Consider the following 19165-nt stretch of genomic DNA (forward strand, 5'->3'; position numbering starts at 1 on the left):
GGTAACGTCGGCGGTCTTTTTTCGTCAGTAACCGCGGACCGTCAACCCGCCGACTCGACGGCTTTCTTCGCATCCGCCTGATCGATCAACGCTTTCAGCGTCACGCCCTCGGCGCCTTCCTTGCGCGCCTTCAACCAGCGCACCAGCGTCGACACCTGGCACGGACGCAGGCCATTGATCTCAAGCATCGCATCACCCCGCTGCGAGGGATCTGACGCATCCGCATTGCGCACCAGAACGCAGTGCTCACTGTCGGGGTCGATCAGTACCAGATGATCCTCGACCATCGCCACCTCCAGCTTCTGAGGGACAGTCAGCGTCAGGATCAAACGGCTCATGACCAGCGGGCGGGCCCCCAGCGGATAACGACAGTCCACCACCAGCGAGTCGAGCTTGCGCATGAGCGCCTCCGACAGGTGCCATTTCATCGCACCGCGCCCTACCCGCAAAACGAGCGTGCGCACATCGTCCGGGATCACCGGCAGAAGATCGTAGGCATCCACCCGTCCTTCGAGCACCAGCACGTCACCCGTGCGTTGGACGTAATCCAGCGGCTTGATCTGGCGCAGGCTCGGATAACCCTGCACAACTCGATCCTGCGGATCATGCAGCAAGACATCGGCATGCCGCCGGGTTCCGAGCAGCTGGTAATCCTCAGGCAGGTCGGCAGCGGGGATCTGAACCAGCCGCGCGCTGTCAGCGATGTACCACTGCACACTGGCGTCCTGTGCGGCGATCGAAATGAACGGACGATGCGCTTCGTTCGCCAGCAAGGCCTGCAAGTCGCTGATCAGATGTTCGCCATGGGCCGCCAGCCAATTCTGTTGCACACCGATGATCTGCGGTGGCTCCTGATGCTCCAGTTGCAGCACCACACCTTCGCGCGTCGTGCCCACGAGACCCGCACCGTGGACCCGCACATCGGCAAAGCGCCACGCCGTCCAGAGTCGTTCTGGCCTGGTCAGCATCCGGGTCTGCAACAACTGCGTGCCCTCTCCGAACGCCGACTGCAGATGTTGCGGATCGATAAACGTCTGGCGCCAGACCTCACCACTCTCGGGCTCGAACAGCCATGCCGACAGATTGTCCGGTGTCATGCCCAGCAACCGGAGCTGCGTTTGCTGCGCTTCACACAACAACAAGCGGTTGTCCACGTACCAGGCGTGCAAGCGCGCATCCCCGGCAGCATTGGCAATGCCGACAATAGGGAATTGCTCGACGGCGTATTGCCGGGCGATCGCTTCGAGCGCCAGCCACCATTGCTTGCGTCCCTTGAGCCAGGGTTCTGCCAGGCCGGCAAAATGCAGCTCACCATCAGCGCCGATCCCGAATGACAACCCGTCCTCGGTGCGGGCCTGATAGCCATTGTGCTCAGCCGTCACCTGCTTCAGGCGCTCGGGTTGCACCCAGCGGTGCGACCATTGATTCTGCTCCTGCGCCACAGTGCGCTGCACCCGGCACAGGCTCTGGAACGGTCGGTCGTAAATGACAAACACGTCGCCGTCATCGGCCGGCGTCAGCAGCATCAGCTCGTTCAGGTTCTGGATCGAATCGGGCCAGGCGCGCGCATGGTGACGTCGCGGTACCGGGCGCACGATCAGGTTGTCACGGGTACGGACCCAGGCCATGTCCCGCTCGTTCTCTTCGATCATCCAGCAGACCGAAACATAAGGCGCGAACTGCCAGTCGACCGTGGCAAAGTCTTTGTCCGCATGAACCGGCATGCGCTTCGCCCGATCACCCAGCACCGGAGCCCAATCTGCCAGGCTTTTGCTGTCATCGAACAGCGCTGCGTAAGTCGGTTCAAGCCCGCGAGTGACGGAGCTCAACCACAGCTCACCTTGGTGTATCAGGTAGTTGAGGCGCTCAAACGTGCCGTCTTCATACGTATATTCCTGCACCACATGGATGACACCCTGGCCATCGGCTTCAACACTGCGAATCGAGCTCGCGCCCTCGTGTCGGAAGATCAATCGATAACGATGGCTCAGCAGCCCGGTGTCGGCATCGACCTGGCAGATATCGTAGCCACTCTGATCATGGAAAAACGCCGAGCCGCCGGTGACCACCGAGAACAATCCCTCATCGTCGAACACTTCATCATTGCGGATATAGAGGACCCGATCCTCCATGGCGTCGTACCAGCCGTTGGTGTAACGCGGCGCCTTGGGGTTTTCAAAAGGAACCCGGTAGTTGTGGATCGGCGTATAGCGCAGCGCCAGTCGATGCGCCCGTGCCAGCGCTTGCAGATGATCCTGCAGGGTCTGGTCATCCAGCCCTTTGGGCGCCTGTTCCTGCAGCAGCTCCAGCTCGTGCCGTTTGCCGTCGGCGATCCTGAAGAGCCGGCCATTTTCGATCAGCAGGGAGATCTCCGGCGCACTGTTCGCCGTCACCTTGAACTGGCAGCCTTTGACACTGAACTGCCCGTCCTGGCTGAACACGATCTCCGACTCTCGGGCCCAGGGTGCGACGATGGTCCAGCGGTTCTTTTGCGCCCCCACGGACACCAGTTCGACGTTGACACCTGGATTGAGCACCAGCGTGCAAGCGCCTCCCCCACCCTGAATCCGATAACTGATCTGCTCGTGCCAGGGCTTGGGAATCACCGGCACAACCAGTTTGCGCGCCTGTGCATCGAGCGTGATGCTGATCTCGGTCAGGCGATAATCGGGGTACATCCGATGAACAATGTAATGGCTGGGGAACGAGTAGAACGAAAAAAGAAACAGCCATTGGCCGTCCGTTTTTTTCTTCTCCAGACGCCGCGCGATGTCGAAACCCTTGTCGTGGCGTTGCGATGAAAACGGCAGGATCTGGTACTCGTAGCCGTAGCAAGTGAGCGGCGTGCACGGCAGGACAATGGCCTGCTCGGCCGATGGTGCGAACGTCATTTCGGCGGGGTAGCCAAGCTCTTTACTGAGGTGGATGGCTCGCGGGTAGTCGACGTCGAAGTCCGGCACACCGAAATGATCACGCAGCGGATACAGCCGGGAACTGTCGAGCAGCAGTTTGCCGGCGCTCAGATCCAGTCCGTTGATGATCAGCGACGGTCGCGGCAACCAGGCACCTTGCTCGTCGCTGTAGTGAAATCCGGCGCCGTGATGTGCCTGCTCCAGCTCCGCGAAAAACAGTCCGACCGCCTTCGCTTCTTCAGCGATGGTCGCGAAGTTCTGCGCCAGCGCAGTCACGCCGACGGCAAGGCCACCCAGAATCACCCCGGCGCCTCCCAGCACCGCAGCCGCCGTACCCGCGCCAGCGGCCGCTGCGCCAAGTCCCGCACCGGTCAGGGCCAGACTGCTGGCGTCGAACGTCAGCTGGGTGGCGTAGGTGGCGATCTCGACATCGTTGCGGGCATTCGCCAACTGATAGATATCGAAGCCGACATTCGCCAGCCCAAGTACGGCACCGACGCCCTCGTTGGCCACATGCCCGGCCACCGCGCCGAGGGTTCTGCCGGTCAACGGCTCAAGCGCTTCGCCGACCACTTTCGCACTGGTGCGGGCGATCAGCTTTTCATCACGCAACGCGGCTTGCACCAGACCGATCAGCCCCGCTACGTCGACCACATTGCCATGCACCAGTTGTGCGTAGTTGACGTAGGCATGCCACTGCACCGCGGTGCTCACAGTGCGATCTTCGCCCTCGCGCCCGCGCAACGCATTCATCAGCGCCTGTACCGCAAAACCGGCATTGAGCGTGTGCACGGCCGCCGCCTCTGTCGGATCCACCACCGCGCCGGTCGCAGGTTTGTGCCCCAGCGTCGAAAACAGATCCGTCAGGTAATTCCTGATCCGCACCAGGCGATCATCCCGGCTGGTGACCACGGCGACCGTCTCGCCACTTTGCGGGTCGAGCATGTGTACCCGGTAACCGCCCTCGGGGGTCACCTCCAGCGAGTCGAACAACGGCACCAGCGGAGTGACCGACTCATGGCCCTCCTGCAAGCGTGCAGTGACGTCGGCAATCTGCTCGGCCCACCAGTCATTTTCTGAAGACAGCAATGCACTGCCCAGGCGCGAATTCTCCATGAGCGATCGACCGTGAGCACTGTTCACCCTTTGGCGAACGGACCTGAACGGTTTGTCCGGCAGCGGTTCATCCCTGAGCAACTGACTTACCTTGATGCCGTTCGACAGGTTCAGGGCGGCAACCTTTTCGCCTTGCACATCGATCAGATCGAACTGGGGTCGGCCGGGTTTGCCGTACACGGCATAATGACGGGCGATATGCGTGTTCTTGAAAAATTGCTTCAGGGCCATCCGGAAGGTCGCCGGGCTGTCGAATTCGAACAGGCCGAAGTTCGGATCGTAAAAGTGGTAAACGGCCGTACTCCCGTTTACGGTCCGGGCCACCAGCATCGAGTGGTTGTCCGAGTTGAGCATCAGGGTTCGAGGCCCCGCGGACGCCTCGAGAGTCGCGACCATGTTGTCCAGATCGACCCGCCCCAGCGCCGTGCCCACCTCTGCGGCGTTCACGCCACGCATTTCCTCCAGCGCGGCCAGAAACGCCTTCGAGTCCGGATGTTCCGGCTCAAGCACCGCCAGATAGAATCGCTCGCGTAACTGTCGGGTGGCCCCCTCGCCCTCAGTGAGGGCGGCACTCATCGCCAGCGCCAGCGGAAAACAACGTCCGGCGGCGGTATCACCCAGCCCGTGCATCAACAAATCCTGAGGCACCAGTTTGACGGTGCCGGCCGCGAACTGATTGAGCACCTGCTCCGCCCGCTCCTGGATTTGATCGCGATGCTCCTGAGTGGCCAGCCGCTGGATCTGCGCTACCCGGCGCCCCCAGTCAAACAGCGTCGCAGCGTTGGCCAGCGCGTTCTTTTTCAGGCTGAGTGCGTTGACCGAATGTGCGGGCAATTCATCACCCACACTGGACATGCCTGCCATGAACGCAGGTGCCCGGTGCTGATAGAGCTGCTGTTCAATTACCGCGTAACGCCCGGACGTACCGCGCTCACTGACGCTGTTGATCAGATTGTCCAGCGCACCGTTCAATGCGGAAAATCGCTGGGCATCCAGTGAATCGGCGCCCAGCAACGCGCCGATCGTCAAACGCTGCAGCGGGTTGAGCTGCGCGAGTTGCCAGGAACGGGTACCCAGCCCGATCAGCAGTTCATCCAGCGCGATACTCTGGGCAATCGGACTTTTCGGGAATGCCGGTGGCCGCAGGCGAGTGTCCTGATGACGTATGGCCTGACGATCATCGAAGCTCAGCGGCAATCGGTCGGCGAACACGACCGGCCCATCGTGGCCGCTCATCATCGCCTTGGTAAACGGTTCGCCGAGGTGATCGGCCATACGCTGCAACAGCTCGGTATTCAGGACATGACGTCCTTCGACCAGTGGCCAGCCGAGTTCGAATTCGACGGTAGTCTGCTTGAGCAATTCGGCGACATTCCCGGCGTAGCGGGTTTTGTATCGGCCGTCGCGCCAGCTTTGCTGTTCAGTATCGAGCCACTTTCGGGTATCGGTTTCGTTTTCTTTCCAGGAGTGATCCAGCTCCTCTTCAGTGACCTGATTGACCGTCTGCAGAGGTGCGATGGCCATTTCCCGCCGTGACGCCTGCGCCCCTTCGGGCGTTAAAAATGTTTTTTCGAAATCGCTGGTGCCATCCTTGATTCCGGCGGGCCCGGTCAAATAGATCGTCCCCTCGTTTCCCGGACGGATACCTTCGTTGTGGTATCCGGCAACGGCATCCGCCAGATAAGCCGCAAAAAGGGACTCCATTCCCGGCAACTCAACCAAAGGCCCGTAAGATCGTTCCAGTACTTCGTTGGCCAGCGGACTCATCGCTTCATGCTCTTGAAGTCTGATACCTCTTTCAATCGCCAACCGGGTGGTGTCATCGAGCAGTTCGTAGTTGAACCTGAAGCGCTTGAGCACGGACTCAAGTACCGCCGAACCGGCATGAGCCATCATGTAGGCATTGCTGATCGTGTTTTCCATTGCCACTGCGCGCAGCGCATACGGTCGGACAAGCAGATCCTGCGGAGGCTGAAACACCTGAGTCAAAAGCGGCCGGCTTTTGGCAAACGCCTGCAGCACCGGGCGATGCTCTTCGGGTATTTGCAGCAGCTTGTCTCTGTACCGCCCCCGTAGCGCCTGTCGACCGGGCATCCAGTCGGGATTCTGATCCAGCATCAACTGCAAGACACCGAGGCGCGCATCAGCACCAAAGTCGCTGATATCGATACCTGCAATTTCCTTCAGCAACGGCGGCAAATTATCAACATCGCTGTAGCTGCCACCTTCGAAGTGCAAGACCTCTGCTCTTACGATATCCGACGCAGCCGCCAGGTTGCCCCGCATGCGCATTTCCCGCTGGTAAACATCCCGCAACTTCAAAGGTATTTCCGAACCCGCCAGATCGCGCACTCGAATATTACCTCCGACCAGCGCATCGATACTTTCACGGTTCTTTGCTTTCAACGCCCTTAAATCCTGAACGTTCTGCCCATAAGCACGGCTCAACAACTGCAATCTTGCTTCATCGGCGGATTCGCCCCTCGCAACCGCCGCATCAATGTGTTCGCTCATCTGTTGCTTCAAAGCGATAGCGCGGGCGACATACATCTCGCCCAAAACCTTGTCGGAGAGGCTGTCGACGCCCCCGTGCTCCATGGCGTCCGCCTTGGCCGCCTCGACCATCAAGCGATTGGCCTGCCAGGCCAGCAACGCATCACTGTCATACCAGACGTTGATCTGATAACCCTGACCGGCCAATACCTGTTTCCAGACATTGATGTAATCGCGCTGGATGTCACCGACTCCGCCACCCAGCCAGACGAAGTGCAGGATCTTCGGCACCTGCGTAGCAGGTGTCTTCATCAGTTCAACGCTGTAGTTCAGCCGCGACTCGAAGTCGCTGACCCTGGCGCTGATTTCTGAAAGATCGGGCGCTGTTTCCGTCTTCGGGCTCGGCGCAGGTGCTTTTTCAACTTCACGTCGCACCCGATGCCCGTCGAACTCTCCAAGCGCCCGCTTTAACAGCGCGAGGGGTTGCAAGAGCCGTGGCGAGTCGAGCAAACCGACACAGGCAAAGTAGTAACGGATCACCTCGTCATAACGAACGGTATTCTTGTAGGGTAACAGCGCTTGTTCAAGATCAGACAATTTGAACAGATTGACAAACTTTACATACCCGCCATGAACTTTAGCTTCCTGCATTGAAACATTTCCTCGACATAATAAATTACACGCGCGCGCCGACGCCGCGAGAGCAAACAACTTGCAACAAGCAAACACTAAAACCCGAACAAACTTCACATAACCGAAACTAGTGCAAAACAATACCCAAAGACAAACACAAAGCCATTCAAACAATGTCCAACGAAACATCCAACAACACTAGACCATTCAAACAAACGCTATTGAAACAAATACAAACTTCAGAAAGCGCACAAACCAAAAAGGCCGCGAATTGCGAATTCGCGGCCTTTTTGGGTTTTATCGAAAACTAATATAACGGTATCAGGCTACGGGCTTGTCCCCGTACCACCTCGGTGTATACACCCACTCCCCGCCTTCCGGGCGAGGGAAGGTGCACGTAGTGGACGAACCGATCAGGACCATGGTGCGCATGTCGACCTGATCCGGAGTCAATGCGCCCAACGTGGTGGTGCGTAACGCCTGTCCGGGACGGCCGATATCGCGGCCCAACACCACCGGCGTTTGCGGCGTGCGGTGTTGCGCGACGATTTCCAGCGCTCGCCCCAGTTGCCACGGACGGGCACGGGAGATCGGGTTGTAGAAGGCCAATGCCAGATCCGCCTCGGCGGCCAGATCCAGACGTTTTTCGATGATCGACCACGGCTTGAGGTTGTCCGACAGCGACATCACGCAGAAGTCGTGGCCCAGCGGCGCACCGGCCTGAGCGGCGGTGGCGAGCGACGCCGAAACACCCGGCAGGATTTCCAGATCGACGCTGTGCCACGCCGGGTCCGTCGACTCGTGCAACGCTTCGAGCACTGCCGCCGCCATGGCGAACACGCCCGGATCGCCGGACGAAACCACAATCACCGAACGACCCTGAGCGGCCAGCCTGAAGGCGTGACGGGCACGCTGCATTTCTTCGCGGTTGTCGGTGCAATGCTGCACCTGATCGTCGCGGAACGGACCGGCCATGCGCACGTAGGTTTCATAACCCAGCACGTCGGTGGCACGGGCCAGTTCGGCTTTCACCGCCGGTACCATCAACTCGGCAGCACCGGGGCCAAGGCCGATGACGGCAAGGCGTCCACGCGGACGACCGACCTGCGAAATATCCAGCGGCTGTTCGGCCACGGCGATGGCAAGGTCGCGGGATGTTGTGATGATTCGAGCGTCGGGGACTGCATCGCGAACCAGCTCACCGATGTCACTCGCCGGCGCGACAAAGCGCAACGGCACAGCCAGTTCAAGCGCGGCGTCACGCAACGCCGGACTGGCCATCTGAGTATCGGCCGCCACCAGACAGGCCAGCGATTGAATCGCCACACCGGCCTGCTGCAACGCATCGCGAATTGCATCCGGCAGACCGGCCACATCGGCACCGACCGCCACCGCCACGCTGCGCGGATAAATCAGCAACTCACTGGCGCTCGCCACGCGGGCATCGCTGCCGACATGAATCGAGCGCTGCGCCTGTGGATCTTCCGGCAGTTGCGCCTGCTCAAGCCACGGCGCAGCACCGTCGATGCGCACGCTGTGGCCGGCGAGCAAGTCGGAGACAAAGCGCTTGCCCTGCTCCAGATCGCCAAGGGCATAACCGCCGGGAGGATTGAGCAGGCAAGTGCCAAAGCGCAACTCGCCGCTGGTGGTGATCGCCGCTGCCACTTCAAGCGCAGCCGCAATCTCGCGGGCCATGACATTCACTCCGCCCAGGCCGCCGAGCAGTGGCACCACAGCGCTGCCGTCTTCAGCCACGGCGAGCACCGCTGGCTCGACGCCTTTTTCCAGCAACAGCGGCGCCAGGGTGCGGATGACAATGCCGGCCGCGCACAGGGCAATGATCGGCGTGTCCTGTTGATACAGCTCGCGCAGGGTCGCGCCGAAGTCGCTGTAAGTCAGGTCGGCGCCATCGACGCGCCCGGAGAGGCCGTGAATCTGCGCAGCCGGATAAACCTGCTGAAGGCGACGGGCCGTGCCCAGTGCGCCCTGGCCGAGGATGACGATGGCCGGTGTGGAGTGAGTCATCAGCCTTGCCACCGTTCGCCGGGAACAATGATCAGCGAGAAGTACGGCGACGACATCGGCTCGACCTCATCCAGCGGTACGATCTTCTGGTTGGCCATGGTCGCGCGCTCGACGTACAGCGCACGCTCAGCCAGGCCCAGCTCTGCCAACACGTCGCGCACTTTCGGAAAGTTGCGCCCCAGCTTCATGATCACCGCCGCGTCGGCATCGGCCAGACGGCGCTTGAGTTCATCGTGAGGCAGCACGCCGGACAGCACCGACAGGCTCTGATTGCGATACACCAGCGGTGCGCCCAGCACCGAAGCGCCGCCGAGCATCGAGCAGACGCCCGGCACCACTTCGGCTTCGTAACGGCTGGCGAGGCGATCGTGCAGGTACATGTAGGAGCCGTAGAAGAACGGATCACCTTCGCAGATCACCGCCACGTCGCGACCGGCATCCAGATGCGCGGCCACTTCCTCGGCAGCGTCATCGTAGAAATCACTGATCACCTGTTCGTAGGACAGCGGCGCCGGCAGCACTTCGGTGGTCACCGGGTACACCAGCGGCAGTAGATTCTGCGCGTCCTGCAGGTGCGCTTCGATAATGCCGAAGGCGTTGCCCTTCTTGCCCTTGGCCACGAAGTACGCCACCACCGGCGATTCGCGCAGCAGGCGCAGGGCCTTGACGGTAATCAGTTCCGGATCACCGGGGCCGACGCCCAGGCCAATCAAACGTCCTTGAGCCTGCATCATTCGATCTCCGTGGCGAGGGCATTGACTGCAGCGGCGGCCATGGCGCTGCCGCCGAGGCGGCCTTGCATGATCACGAACGGCACGCCACGGCTGTTGGCGGCCAGCTCGGCCTTGGATTCGGCGGCGCCGACGAAGCCCACCGGGAAGCCGAGGATCAGCGCAGGTTTCGGGGCGCCGGCGTCGAGCATTTCCAGCAGATAGAACAGCGCGGTCGGCGCGTTGCCGATCACCACCACGCTGCCTTCCAGATGCGGACGCCACAGTTCCAGTGCGGCAGCGGAGCGAGTGTTGCCCAGCTCGCGCGCCAACTCCGGCACGCTGTCATCGCGCAAGGTGCAAATCACCTCGTTGTTGGCCGGCAGGCGCGCACGGGTCACGCCCTCGGAAACCATCCGCGCATCGCACAGGATCGGCGCGCCGGCAGCCAGCGCATCGCGCCCGGCCTTGCCCGCGCCTTCGGAGAATTGCAGCCCGTCGATAGCCTCGACCATGCCGCAGGCGTGGATCACCCGCACCGCGAGTTTTTCCAGGTCGGCCGGGATGCGAGCCAGGTTGGCCTCGCTGCGAATGATCGCGAAGGAGTTGCGATAGATCTCCTGACCGTCGCGGATGTAATCAAGCATCAAGGGGGCTCCGTGAGCGGGCGGCGAGCAATTTCGCCGCCGCTTCGATAGTAAGGTTGTGAGCGTGCAGCGCGCCGAAACCCGGCAGGGCTGCATCGCGAAAATAGAGATCGTAGTGACCGGGGCCGACCGCCAGCAGAGTCACCGCAGCCCGGTGCGCGGCCGCGCAGGAACGCGGGCAGCCGGACAGGTGCACATCCACGGCGTGTGGCAACAGCGTAGCCAGCAGGCGGGCATCGTGTTTGGTGTCGGCCAGGCCTTTGCCGCAGCCGTTGGCGCCGGTGCAGGCGATCAGGTGCGCCAAGGGATCTTCGATGCGGGTCAGCAGGTTCAGCTTGCTCAATTCGTCGAGCATTTGAACCGCATCAGTTTCCCGCACATTGGGCAGCAACAGACTCTGCCAAGGGGTGAAACGCAGGCTGCCGTCGCCGAAGGTTCTGGCCAGTTGTGCGGCGCCACGCAGCATGTCCGGATCGAGGCGACCGAGCGCCGGTGCGGCACCGACATAGACCTGAGCGGACGATTGCTGAGGGTGGATGCCGAGGTGCAAACCTTCCGGTCCGGCTTCGCGCTGCCAATCAGCGGCTGACTTCAGGTTGATTCGCTGAGCGAGTTTTTCCAGGAACACCGGCGCCGGGCATTCATCCAGCAGATGGCGCATTCGCGCCTGCTCCGGACGGGCCAGTTCGAGGAACAGTTCCAACACCGCGACCACCAGCGCATGTCCGTGCTCAAGCGCCACAGCGGCCAGCGGTCGATCCGTCGGGCAACCCGCCAGGCCGAACGCCAGCAGCGTGTCGCCGCGATCTTCGAATGCCGACAACCACAGATCGTGGGGATGTTCGAGCATCGCCAGCGCTTCACCGCCGTCCAGTAGCACGGCGAACTTGGCGCTCAGCTCGTCGAAGCGCAGATGACTTTGCAGGGTTTCGAGGATCTGCCCGGCCAGTGGACGAGTATCGAAACGCATCTGCCGGTCGATGCCGGCGGAGGGGCTGAGCATCAGGTTGCGCACATCGTCACCCGCTGCGGTTCGCGGCCCGAGACCGGCGGCCAACAGGCTGTCGATCAGCGCGGCGGACTGCTCGCCGATCCCGCGAATCTGCAGATTGCCCCGGTTGGTCGCCTCGATCGCCCCGCCGGCAAACCGCTCGGCGGCGTTGGCGACCGCATCGGCCTGATCGGCCGTAATCGAACCGCCATCGAGCTTGATCCGGCAGATCCCGCCATCCAGTGCCTGGACGATACGCAGCAACCCCGGACAGGCCGAGGGGCGTATGGCGTTGGACATCGGACGTTCGTTCAAGGGCTGGCAGCTCTGTGGGAAAGGCGCTTCGCGGGCGAAGGCGCGGTATTATGCCTGCTTTGTCCGACGGCATGAAAAGTCTGCCCGTCGGAACGGCGCGTTTGCGGACACTTTTTTGAGGGGCTACAGATGTCACCCTGGCTGACAGTAGTAGGAATCGGTGAAGACGGCTTCAAGGGCCTGGGCAAGAATGCCCGGCGCGCCTTGCTGGGTGCTTCGCGGATCATCGGCGGTCAGCGTCAGCTGGATCTGTTGCCGGTGTGCATCCGTGGCGAGCGCCAGTTGTGGCCGAGCCCGTTTTCCCTGGCCCCGGTGCTCGAACGCCGTGGCGAAGCGGTGTGTGTGCTGGCCAGCGGTGATCCGATGTTCTACGGCGTTGGCGCGAGTCTGGCGCGGCAGGTGCCGGGGGCCGAGATGCTGGTTCTGCCGGCGCCGTCGTCCTGCTCGCTGGCGGCGGCCCGACTGGGCTGGCCGTTGCAGGATGTCAGCGTGCTGTCGCTGGTGGCTCGCCCGCTTGCGGCCCTCAACGCACAACTGTTCAGCGGCGTGCGCCTGTTGCTGCTGAGCAATGACGGACAAAGTCCGGCGGAGGTTGCGGCATTGCTGCGCGAGCGAGGATTCGGCGCCAGTCGTCTGAGTGTTCTGGAACATCTGGGCGGCGACACCGAGCGCCGGATCGACGACACAGCCAACGACTGGAACAATCCGCTCATTGCCGACCTCAACGTGATCGCCATCGAGTGCCTGGCCGATCCGCAGACACCGCGCCTGTCGCGCCTCGCCGGCCTGCCGGATTCAGCCTTCAAACATGACGGGCAACTGACCAAGCGCGACGTGCGCGCGATCACCCTCGCTCGCCTCGCCCCGACGCCGGGCGAACTGTTGTGGGACGTCGGCGCCGGCAGCGGCTCGATCGGCATCGAGTGGATGCGCGCTCACCCGAGCTGCCGCGCTCTGGCTATCGAGGCCGATGACGGCCGACAACAGTTGATCGAACACAACCGTGACGCCTTGGGCGTTCCCGGTCTGCAACTGATTCGCGGCAGTGCTCCTCAGGCCCTCGCCGGTCTTGAGCGTCCGGACGCGATTTTCATCGGCGGCGGCGTGACCCGCGAAGGCGTGCTCGACACCTGCTGGGAACAACTCAAACCCGGCGGCCGCCTGGTCGCCAACGCCGTGACCCTGCAAAGCGAAATGACCTTGATGAGCTGGCGCGAACGCCACGGCGGCGAGCTGACCCGCATCCACCTCGCCCAGGCCCAGCCGCTGGGCGAGTTCGACACCTGGCGCCAGGCCCTGCCGATCACCCTGCTCGATCTGGTCAAACCCCTCGATGCGTGACGAAACCGCCGAACAACCCGCGCCCCTGCGCAGCGGCCTGACCACCGGCAGCTGTGCCACGGCCACCAGCCTCGCCGCTGCCCGCCTGCTGCTCGGCGGCGTGGTGGCGGACGCCGTGCAGATCGTGTTGCCCAAGGGCAAGCAGGTGCAGATGCGCCTGGAGTTCTGTCGGCTGACTGATGAAGGCGCTGAAGCCGGGACGATCAAAGATGCGGGCGATGATCCGGACGTGACTCACGGCGCCCTGCTCTACTCCCGCGTGCAACTGATGGCCGAGCCGGGAATCCGCTTCATTGCCGGTAAAGGTGTCGGCACCGTCACCCGCCCGGGGCTGGTGCTGGGCGTCGGCGAGCCGGCGATCAACCCGGTGCCGCGCAAGATGATCAGCGATCACCTGACGCTGCTCGCCGAAGAAACCGGCTATCGCGGCGGCTTCGAGGTGACGGTCAATGTCGAGGGCGGCGAAGCCCTGGCGCTGAAAACCATGAACCCGCGCCTGGGGATTCTCGGCGGGTTGTCGATCCTCGGCACCAGCGGCATCGTCCGGCCGTTTTCCTGCGCGGCGTACATCGCCTCGATCCATCAAGGCATCGACGTGGCGAAAACCAACGGCTATCTGCACATCGCTGCCTGCACCGGCAACGCCAGCGAGGACACCATGCGCCGGGTCTACAACCTGCCGGAAATCGCCCTGATCGAAATGGGCGACTTCGTCGGCGCCGTGCTCAAGCACCTGCGCAAAGTGCCTGTGGATAAACTCAGCCTGTGCGGCGGCTTCGGCAAGGTCAGCAAACTGGCGGCCGGGCACATGGATCTGCACTCGCGCCATTCGAGCATCGACCTGCCGCAATTGGCCGAGTGGGCGGCGGCGATTGGTGCGGACGATGCGTTGCAGCAAGCCATTCGCGGGGCGAACACCAGTCAGCAGGCGTTGGCGATGGCCAGTGCAGCGGGCGTTGCCCTCGGTGATGAGGTCTGTCGCCATGCTCTGGAATTCGCCCGTAGCGTGGTGCCGGCGCAGGTCCAGGTCGAGGTGTTTGCGATTGATCGTCAGGGCGGCATCGTCGGCCACGCGGGGGCTTTTGTATGAAACGGATTCTGTTGCTGGGCGGCGTGACTGAAGCACTGGCCATCGCGCGCACTTTGGGGCCGGAACACATTTACAGCCTGGCCGGAGTGGGCCGGGTGCCGACCGATCTGACGTGTCAGGTGCGCGTCGGCGGCTACGGTGGCGCCGAAGGTCTGGCGCAGTTCATTCGCGACGAAGGCATCACACTTTTGCTCGACGCGACCCATCCCTACGCCGCGCAAATCAGCCAGAACGCAGCCATCGCTGCGCAACTCACCGGCATTCCCTGCTGGGCCCTGCGCCGCCCGGCGTGGCAACCGCAACCCGACGATGACTGGCGCGAAGTCGCCGACTGGGCCGAACTGATCACCGCCCTCGAACCCTTCCGCCGCCCCCTGTTCACCCTCGGCCGCGAACCGCTGCAACACCTCGACGAAATCCCTGCGCACCAGTTCTGGACCCTGCGCGCCCTCGACGTCTACCCCGGCAACGAACGCTGCGAAGTCATCGGCGCCCGTGGGCCGTTTCTGCTGGAGGATGAACGGGCGCTGTTCGAACGCCGGCAGATCGACGTGCTGATCAGCAAGAACAGCGGCAGCACCGCAACCGAGCCGAAACTGGAAGTGGCGCGGGCGCTTGGGGTGCCGGTGATGGTGTTGAGGCGACCGGAGTTGGCGGGGGTTGATCGGGAGTTTTGGACGGTTGATGAAGCCATCGCGGCCCTCGCGGCCGGAGTCCGACCGTGAAAAACAAAAAGCTCAAGTCCTACTGAGTGCTAGGACACTGCCCACAAGAACTTAAAGAATCGCTGACTATCTGCACGAGCGGCCCTGGCTTACGTTTAGCGTTTCATCGAATTTGTGAGCACGTTCCAATGACCGGAAAATTCACCCGCTTCGACATCAAGGACTTTCTCCACACGCCTGCTGAACTGGTGCACTACGTCAAGGCATGTTCGGAACTGGACTCAGGCGATGGACGATTCAACCGCGTGGCGCTCCGAGACTATAAGCAGACCATCCGATTGAGAATTCAATCTGATCCGGATTTCGCACAGGCATTGCGAATCGAAGCCGCTACACTCTTTCATAACGGCGAGACGGAACTGGCAAGCATGCTACTCGCACAATTGCATGTAGCGCTGCGACACCAAACCGCACGACGCTTTTTTACTTATCGGCCCTGATCAGGCTAAATAGCCGCGCCTGATCGCCCACCCTACGGATCTGTCCCATGAACCGACACCGGCTCGCATTTGCCTGGATCGCCTGCTTTGCAGTGCTGTTCAACATGCTCGCCATGCCGTTGACGGGAGCGATGGCGCAGGCGGCGCAGACGCCGGCCGAGCAGTTGCTGTGGAGCAGTTTCTGCACCGGCAGCGGGACGAAGATGGTGGCGATCGACATCGGCAGCCTCGATCAGAAAGCGCCGCAGAGCGGTGACAATCATTCGACCATGCAGCATTGCTGGTGCTGTTCCGGATCGGCGCCGGTGGTGGCGTTGCCGGGGCATTCGCCGCAGCTGTATTTCGCTCGATACGAAAGCAATCGCAGCGTGGCGCCCGCCTTGCTGCAAACTCCGACACCGCGCCAGCAATGGCCGAGCCTCAATCCCCGCGCCTCTCCTCTGGTCTGATTTGTTCCCGCATTTGACCTGCGTTTCAAATCGTTCTGGAGAACTGCCATGTTGAACAAATTCATCGTCATCGCTGCGCTGTTGCTGCCTGCGTGCTTCGCCCATGCCCACGAATACAAGGCCGGCGAGCTGGAAATCGCCCACCCGTGGTCGCAGGAACTGCCGCCGAACGCGCCGACCGTTGCCGCGTATTTCATCATTCACAATGCCGGCAAGACGGATGACCGCCTGCTCAGTGTCGACTCGCCGATCGCCCCGACGGCCGAACTGCACGAGCATGTGATGCAGGGTGATCTGATGAAGATGCAACAGGTGCCGAACGTGGCCATCCCGGCCGGTGGAAACGTGACCTTCGCGCCGATGGCCTATCACGTGATGCTGATGAATCCGACTGACCGCAGTCTGCTGACCGACGGCAAGCGCTTCCCGCTGACCCTGCACTTCGAAAAGGCCGGTGACGTGACTGTCGAAGTCGCCGTGCAGAAGAAGCCGCCGGAAGCCACACAAGCCCACGCGCACGCCCAGTAACCGTTCCGGCAGACTCCGCCCATGCGCCCCCTGAGCGCCAGGCCCTCCCTGCAACGCCGTCAGACTGAACACCTGACCCGCGGCAGCTGGATCGCCCTGTTCGCCATGTTGATGATCTTCATCGGCCCGCTGATTTCCCAGTCGATGCCGATGGATCAGCACGCCTCGACCTCCATGCCGATGAGCATGGACATGTCGATGGACATGGCGGGCATGGATCATTCCGCGCATGAAGCAAAACCCTCGGCCGAACACTGCCCGCCGCAATCCTCGCACCATGTGCTGTGGGAAAAGTGCGGTTATTGCAGCCTGCTGTTCAACTGCCCGGCGCTGACCGGTGGCGGCAGCTTCGCCACTTTCAGCATTCCACTCGTCAACACCTTCACCCCACCCTCCCCGCGTCTGGGCCATGCCCGGCAGACCTTCTTCCCCGGCGCCCGCACCCGCGCCCCGCCCGTCGCAGCGTAAACACCCACCTCTGATTGCACACGGTTGAGAAGACAGCCTCAGGCTGCCGGCCGTGTCGTTTACGACTGTTTGATGGAAATTGTCATGTCCAGGTTTTCTGCTGTCCCACGCCCGGGTTCTGCCCCGGCGTCCTTTGCCCTGAACGAATCCCGCGTTCGTTTCAGGCACGCTACCGCCGTCCTTTGCGGCGTCCTGCTGTCCCCGCTGGTTCACGCCGACGAACACGCCGGCCACACTGACGAACTGAGCCCGACGGTGATCACCGCCATCGCCCCGAGCTCCCCGCTGACCATCGTCACCAACCCGAAAGACCCGCGCCAACCGGTGCCGGCCAGCGACGGCGGCGACTACCTGAAGACCATTCCCGGCTTCGCTCTGGTGCGCAACGGCGGCACCAACGGTGACCCGGTGCTGCGCGGCATGTTCGGTTCGCGCCTGAACATCCTCACCAACGGCAGCATGATGCTCGGCGCCTGCCCCGGCCGGATGGACGCGCCGACCTCGTACATCTCGCCCGAGACCTACGACAAACTCACCGTGATCAAAGGCCCGCAAACCGTGCTCTACGGGCCGGGCGCGTCGGCCGGCACGATCCTGTTCGACCGCGAGCCGGAAAGCTTCGGCGAACTCGGCACCCGCGTGAACGCCAGCGTGCTGGCTGGCTCTCACGGGCGCTTCGACAAGGTCGTCGATGCGGCGGCCGGCGGCTCGCTGGGTTACGTGCGAGTGATCGGCAACACCGCGCATTCCGACGACTACCGCGACGGCAACAACGACATCGTTGCCTCGCGCTATGACAAGTGGAACGGCGATGTTGCGCTGGGCTGGACCCCGGATGCCGACACCCTGATCGAACTCACCGCCGGCAAGGGCGACGGCGAAGCACGCTACGCCGGACGCGGCATGGACGGTTCGCAATTCCTGCGCGAAAGCCTCGGTCTGCGCGTCGAGAAATCCAACATCACCGACGTGTTGGAGAAGCTCGAAGCGCAGGTCTACTACAACTACGCCGACCACGTGATGGACAACTACACCCTGCGCACGCCGTCCGGCACCGGGATGATGGCCGGTCCCATGGCGTCCAACGTCGACCGCCGCACCCTCGGCGCGCGGATCAAGGCCACCTGGCGCTGGGCCGATATCCAGCTGATCACCGGCCTCGACGCGCAGACCAACGAACACCGGCAGCGCAGCGGCATGGGCATCGATACCTACAAGGATCAGCCGTACACCAAGGACGCCGACTTCCATAACTACGGGGTGTTCAGCGAGATGACCTGGTACGCCGCCGACCGCGACCGGCTGATCACCGGCGCCCGGGTCGACCGTGCCTCGGCCAAGGATTTCCGGCAGACCACCGGCTCGGGAATGATGTCCCGTCCGAACCCGACCGCAGGCGATACCCGCGCCGACACCCTGCCGAGCGGCTTCGTCCGTTACGAGCATGACCTGGCCGACAGCCCGACCACGCTCTACGCCGGTCTCGGCCACGCCCAGCGGTTCCCGGATTACTGGGAGCTGTTTTCGCCCAAGTCCGGCCCGGCCGGTTCGGTCAATGCGTTCGATTCGATCAAGCCGGAAAAGACCACTCAGCTCGACTTCGGCGTGAACTACAAGAGCGCCGAGCTCGAAGCCTGGGCCTCGGGTTACATCGGTGTGGTGCGCGATTACATCCTGTTCGATTACACCCCGGGGATGATGGGCATGAGCACTTCCCGCGCCGAGAACATCGACGCGCGGATCATGGGCGGTGAACTCGGTGCCGCTTACAAACTCACCGACAACTGGAAAGCCGATGCGACCCTGGCCTACGCCTGGGGCAAGAACAGCAGCGACGGCAAGGCCCTGCCGCAGATGCCGCCGCTGGATGCGCGCTTCGGTCTGACCTATACCGAAGACAACTGGAGCGCCGGCGCACTGTGGAGGGTGGTCGCCGCGCAAAACCGTATCGACCAGAACAAGGGCAACGTGGTCGGCAAGGATTACGACAAGAGTTCGGGCTTCGGCGTGTTCTCGCTCAACGGTGCCTACCGGATCAACAAAAACTGGAAGGTCAGTACCGGCGTCGACAACCTGTTCGGCAAGGCTTACGCCGAACACCTGAACCTGGCGGGTAACGCCGGGTTCGGCTACCCGGCCAACGACCCGCAAGCGATCAATGAACCGGGGCGCACGCTCTGGACCAAGGTGGACATGAGTTTCTAACCCTCAAGGGCGCTCGCTCCCTTCAGGGAGCGGGCGGCAACAGACAACTAGAAGATCCAAGCCAAGCGGAGCACACG

Annotated in this window: 13 protein-coding genes; 8 read left to right on the forward strand and 5 right to left on the reverse strand. The window is 62.5% G+C overall.

Features of this window, described 5'->3' with window-relative positions:
- Positions 1 to 41: 41 nt before the first annotated feature.
- The 5 genes from K5E37_RS17700 to cobG all read right to left on the reverse strand — a co-directional run bounded on the left by K5E37_RS17700 (position 42) and on the right by cobG (position 11827).
- Positions 42 to 7172 carry a TcdA/TcdB pore-forming domain-containing protein gene (locus K5E37_RS17700; RefSeq protein WP_221534686.1) on the reverse strand — a complete coding sequence of 2377 codons (7131 nt, stop codon included), beginning with the start codon at positions 7170 to 7172 and terminating at the stop codon, positions 42 to 44.
- Positions 7173 to 7475: 303 nt separating this feature from the next.
- On the reverse strand, positions 7476 to 9179 hold the full coding sequence (gene cobJ / locus K5E37_RS17705; RefSeq protein WP_221534688.1) for a precorrin-3B C(17)-methyltransferase: 1704 nt from the start codon (positions 9177 to 9179) through the stop codon (positions 7476 to 7478).
- Positions 9179 to 9913, reverse strand: a complete 735-nt coding sequence (locus K5E37_RS17710; RefSeq protein WP_007951035.1) for a precorrin-2 C(20)-methyltransferase — start codon at positions 9911 to 9913, stop codon at positions 9179 to 9181. The genes cobJ and K5E37_RS17710 overlap by 1 nt, the downstream gene beginning before the upstream one ends.
- Positions 9910 to 10536, reverse strand: a complete 627-nt coding sequence (locus tag K5E37_RS17715) for a precorrin-8X methylmutase (protein WP_085609238.1) — start codon at positions 10534 to 10536, stop codon at positions 9910 to 9912. Before K5E37_RS17715 ends, K5E37_RS17710 begins: the two co-directional genes overlap by 4 nt.
- Positions 10529 to 11827 carry a precorrin-3B synthase gene (gene cobG, locus K5E37_RS17720; RefSeq protein WP_221534690.1) on the reverse strand — a complete coding sequence of 433 codons (1299 nt, stop codon included), beginning with the start codon at positions 11825 to 11827 and terminating at the stop codon, positions 10529 to 10531. Before cobG ends, K5E37_RS17715 begins: the two co-directional genes overlap by 8 nt.
- A 144-nt stretch (positions 11828 to 11971) precedes the next feature.
- On the opposite strand from cobG, the gene cbiE reads away from it, so the two are divergent.
- The 8 genes from cbiE (at position 11972) to K5E37_RS17760 (ending at position 19088) form a co-directional block, all read left to right on the forward strand.
- Positions 11972 to 13183, forward strand: a complete 1212-nt coding sequence (cbiE, locus tag K5E37_RS17725; RefSeq protein ID WP_221534691.1) for a precorrin-6y C5,15-methyltransferase (decarboxylating) subunit CbiE — start codon at positions 11972 to 11974, stop codon at positions 13181 to 13183.
- Positions 13176 to 14273 (forward strand): cobalt-precorrin-5B (C(1))-methyltransferase, encoded by a 1098-nt coding sequence (locus K5E37_RS17730; protein WP_221534693.1) that lies wholly within the window; start codon positions 13176 to 13178, stop codon positions 14271 to 14273. Before cbiE ends, K5E37_RS17730 begins: the two co-directional genes overlap by 8 nt.
- Complete coding sequence (locus K5E37_RS17735) at positions 14270 to 14998, forward strand: cobalt-precorrin-6A reductase (RefSeq protein ID WP_221534695.1); 729 nt, start codon at positions 14270 to 14272, stop codon at positions 14996 to 14998. Before K5E37_RS17730 ends, K5E37_RS17735 begins: the two co-directional genes overlap by 4 nt.
- Before the next feature lie 128 nt (positions 14999 to 15126).
- Positions 15127 to 15438, forward strand: a complete 312-nt coding sequence (locus tag K5E37_RS17740) for a hypothetical protein (RefSeq protein ID WP_039772019.1) — start codon at positions 15127 to 15129, stop codon at positions 15436 to 15438.
- A 47-nt stretch (positions 15439 to 15485) separates the two neighbouring features.
- The gene (locus tag K5E37_RS17745; protein WP_192563337.1) at positions 15486 to 15887 is read left to right on the forward strand and encodes a DUF2946 domain-containing protein; all 402 of its coding nucleotides are present in this window, start codon (positions 15486 to 15488) and stop codon (positions 15885 to 15887) included.
- A 48-nt stretch (positions 15888 to 15935) separates the two neighbouring features.
- Positions 15936 to 16415: a copper chaperone PCu(A)C gene (locus K5E37_RS17750; protein WP_221534697.1), complete on the forward strand. Its 480-nt coding sequence runs from the start codon at positions 15936 to 15938 to the stop codon at positions 16413 to 16415.
- A 21-nt stretch (positions 16416 to 16436) separates the two neighbouring features.
- Complete coding sequence (locus K5E37_RS17755) at positions 16437 to 16883, forward strand: DUF2946 domain-containing protein (RefSeq protein WP_221534699.1); 447 nt, start codon at positions 16437 to 16439, stop codon at positions 16881 to 16883.
- A gap of 84 nt (positions 16884 to 16967) precedes the next feature.
- Entirely contained in the window at positions 16968 to 19088 is a 2121-nt protein-coding gene (locus tag K5E37_RS17760) for a TonB-dependent copper receptor (protein WP_221534701.1), read from the forward strand.
- Positions 19089 to 19165: the final 77 nt, after the last annotated feature.

This window comes from Pseudomonas sp. RIT778 (assembly GCF_019718735.1).
Classification (GTDB): Bacteria; Pseudomonadota; Gammaproteobacteria; order Pseudomonadales; family Pseudomonadaceae; genus Aquipseudomonas; species Aquipseudomonas aphyarum.

What these genes read in the sequence shown, in the direction of transcription:
- K5E37_RS17735 (WP_221534695.1), top strand. Translation starts at nt 14,270, where the DNA reads ATGAAACGGATTCTGTTGCTGGGCGGCGTGACTGAAGCACTGGCCATC.
- cbiE (WP_221534691.1), top strand. Translation starts at nt 11,972, where the DNA reads ATGTCACCCTGGCTGACAGTAGTAGGAATCGGTGAAGACGGCTTCAAG.
- K5E37_RS17740 (WP_039772019.1), top strand. Translation starts at nt 15,127, where the DNA reads ATGACCGGAAAATTCACCCGCTTCGACATCAAGGACTTTCTCCACACG.
- K5E37_RS17755 (WP_221534699.1), top strand. Translation starts at nt 16,437, where the DNA reads ATGCGCCCCCTGAGCGCCAGGCCCTCCCTGCAACGCCGTCAGACTGAA.
- K5E37_RS17700 (WP_221534686.1), bottom strand. Translation starts at nt 7,172, where the DNA reads ATGCAGGAAGCTAAAGTTCATGGCGGGTATGTAAAGTTTGTCAATCTG.
- K5E37_RS17750 (WP_221534697.1), top strand. Translation starts at nt 15,936, where the DNA reads ATGTTGAACAAATTCATCGTCATCGCTGCGCTGTTGCTGCCTGCGTGC.
- cobJ (WP_221534688.1), bottom strand. Translation starts at nt 9,179, where the DNA reads ATGACTCACTCCACACCGGCCATCGTCATCCTCGGCCAGGGCGCACTG.
- K5E37_RS17745 (WP_192563337.1), top strand. Translation starts at nt 15,486, where the DNA reads ATGAACCGACACCGGCTCGCATTTGCCTGGATCGCCTGCTTTGCAGTG.
- K5E37_RS17715 (WP_085609238.1), bottom strand. Translation starts at nt 10,536, where the DNA reads ATGCTTGATTACATCCGCGACGGTCAGGAGATCTATCGCAACTCCTTC.
- K5E37_RS17760 (WP_221534701.1), top strand. Translation starts at nt 16,968, where the DNA reads ATGTCCAGGTTTTCTGCTGTCCCACGCCCGGGTTCTGCCCCGGCGTCC.
- cobG (WP_221534690.1), bottom strand. Translation starts at nt 11,827, where the DNA reads ATGTCCAACGCCATACGCCCCTCGGCCTGTCCGGGGTTGCTGCGTATC.
- K5E37_RS17730 (WP_221534693.1), top strand. Translation starts at nt 13,176, where the DNA reads ATGCGTGACGAAACCGCCGAACAACCCGCGCCCCTGCGCAGCGGCCTG.
- K5E37_RS17710 (WP_007951035.1), bottom strand. Translation starts at nt 9,913, where the DNA reads ATGATGCAGGCTCAAGGACGTTTGATTGGCCTGGGCGTCGGCCCCGGT.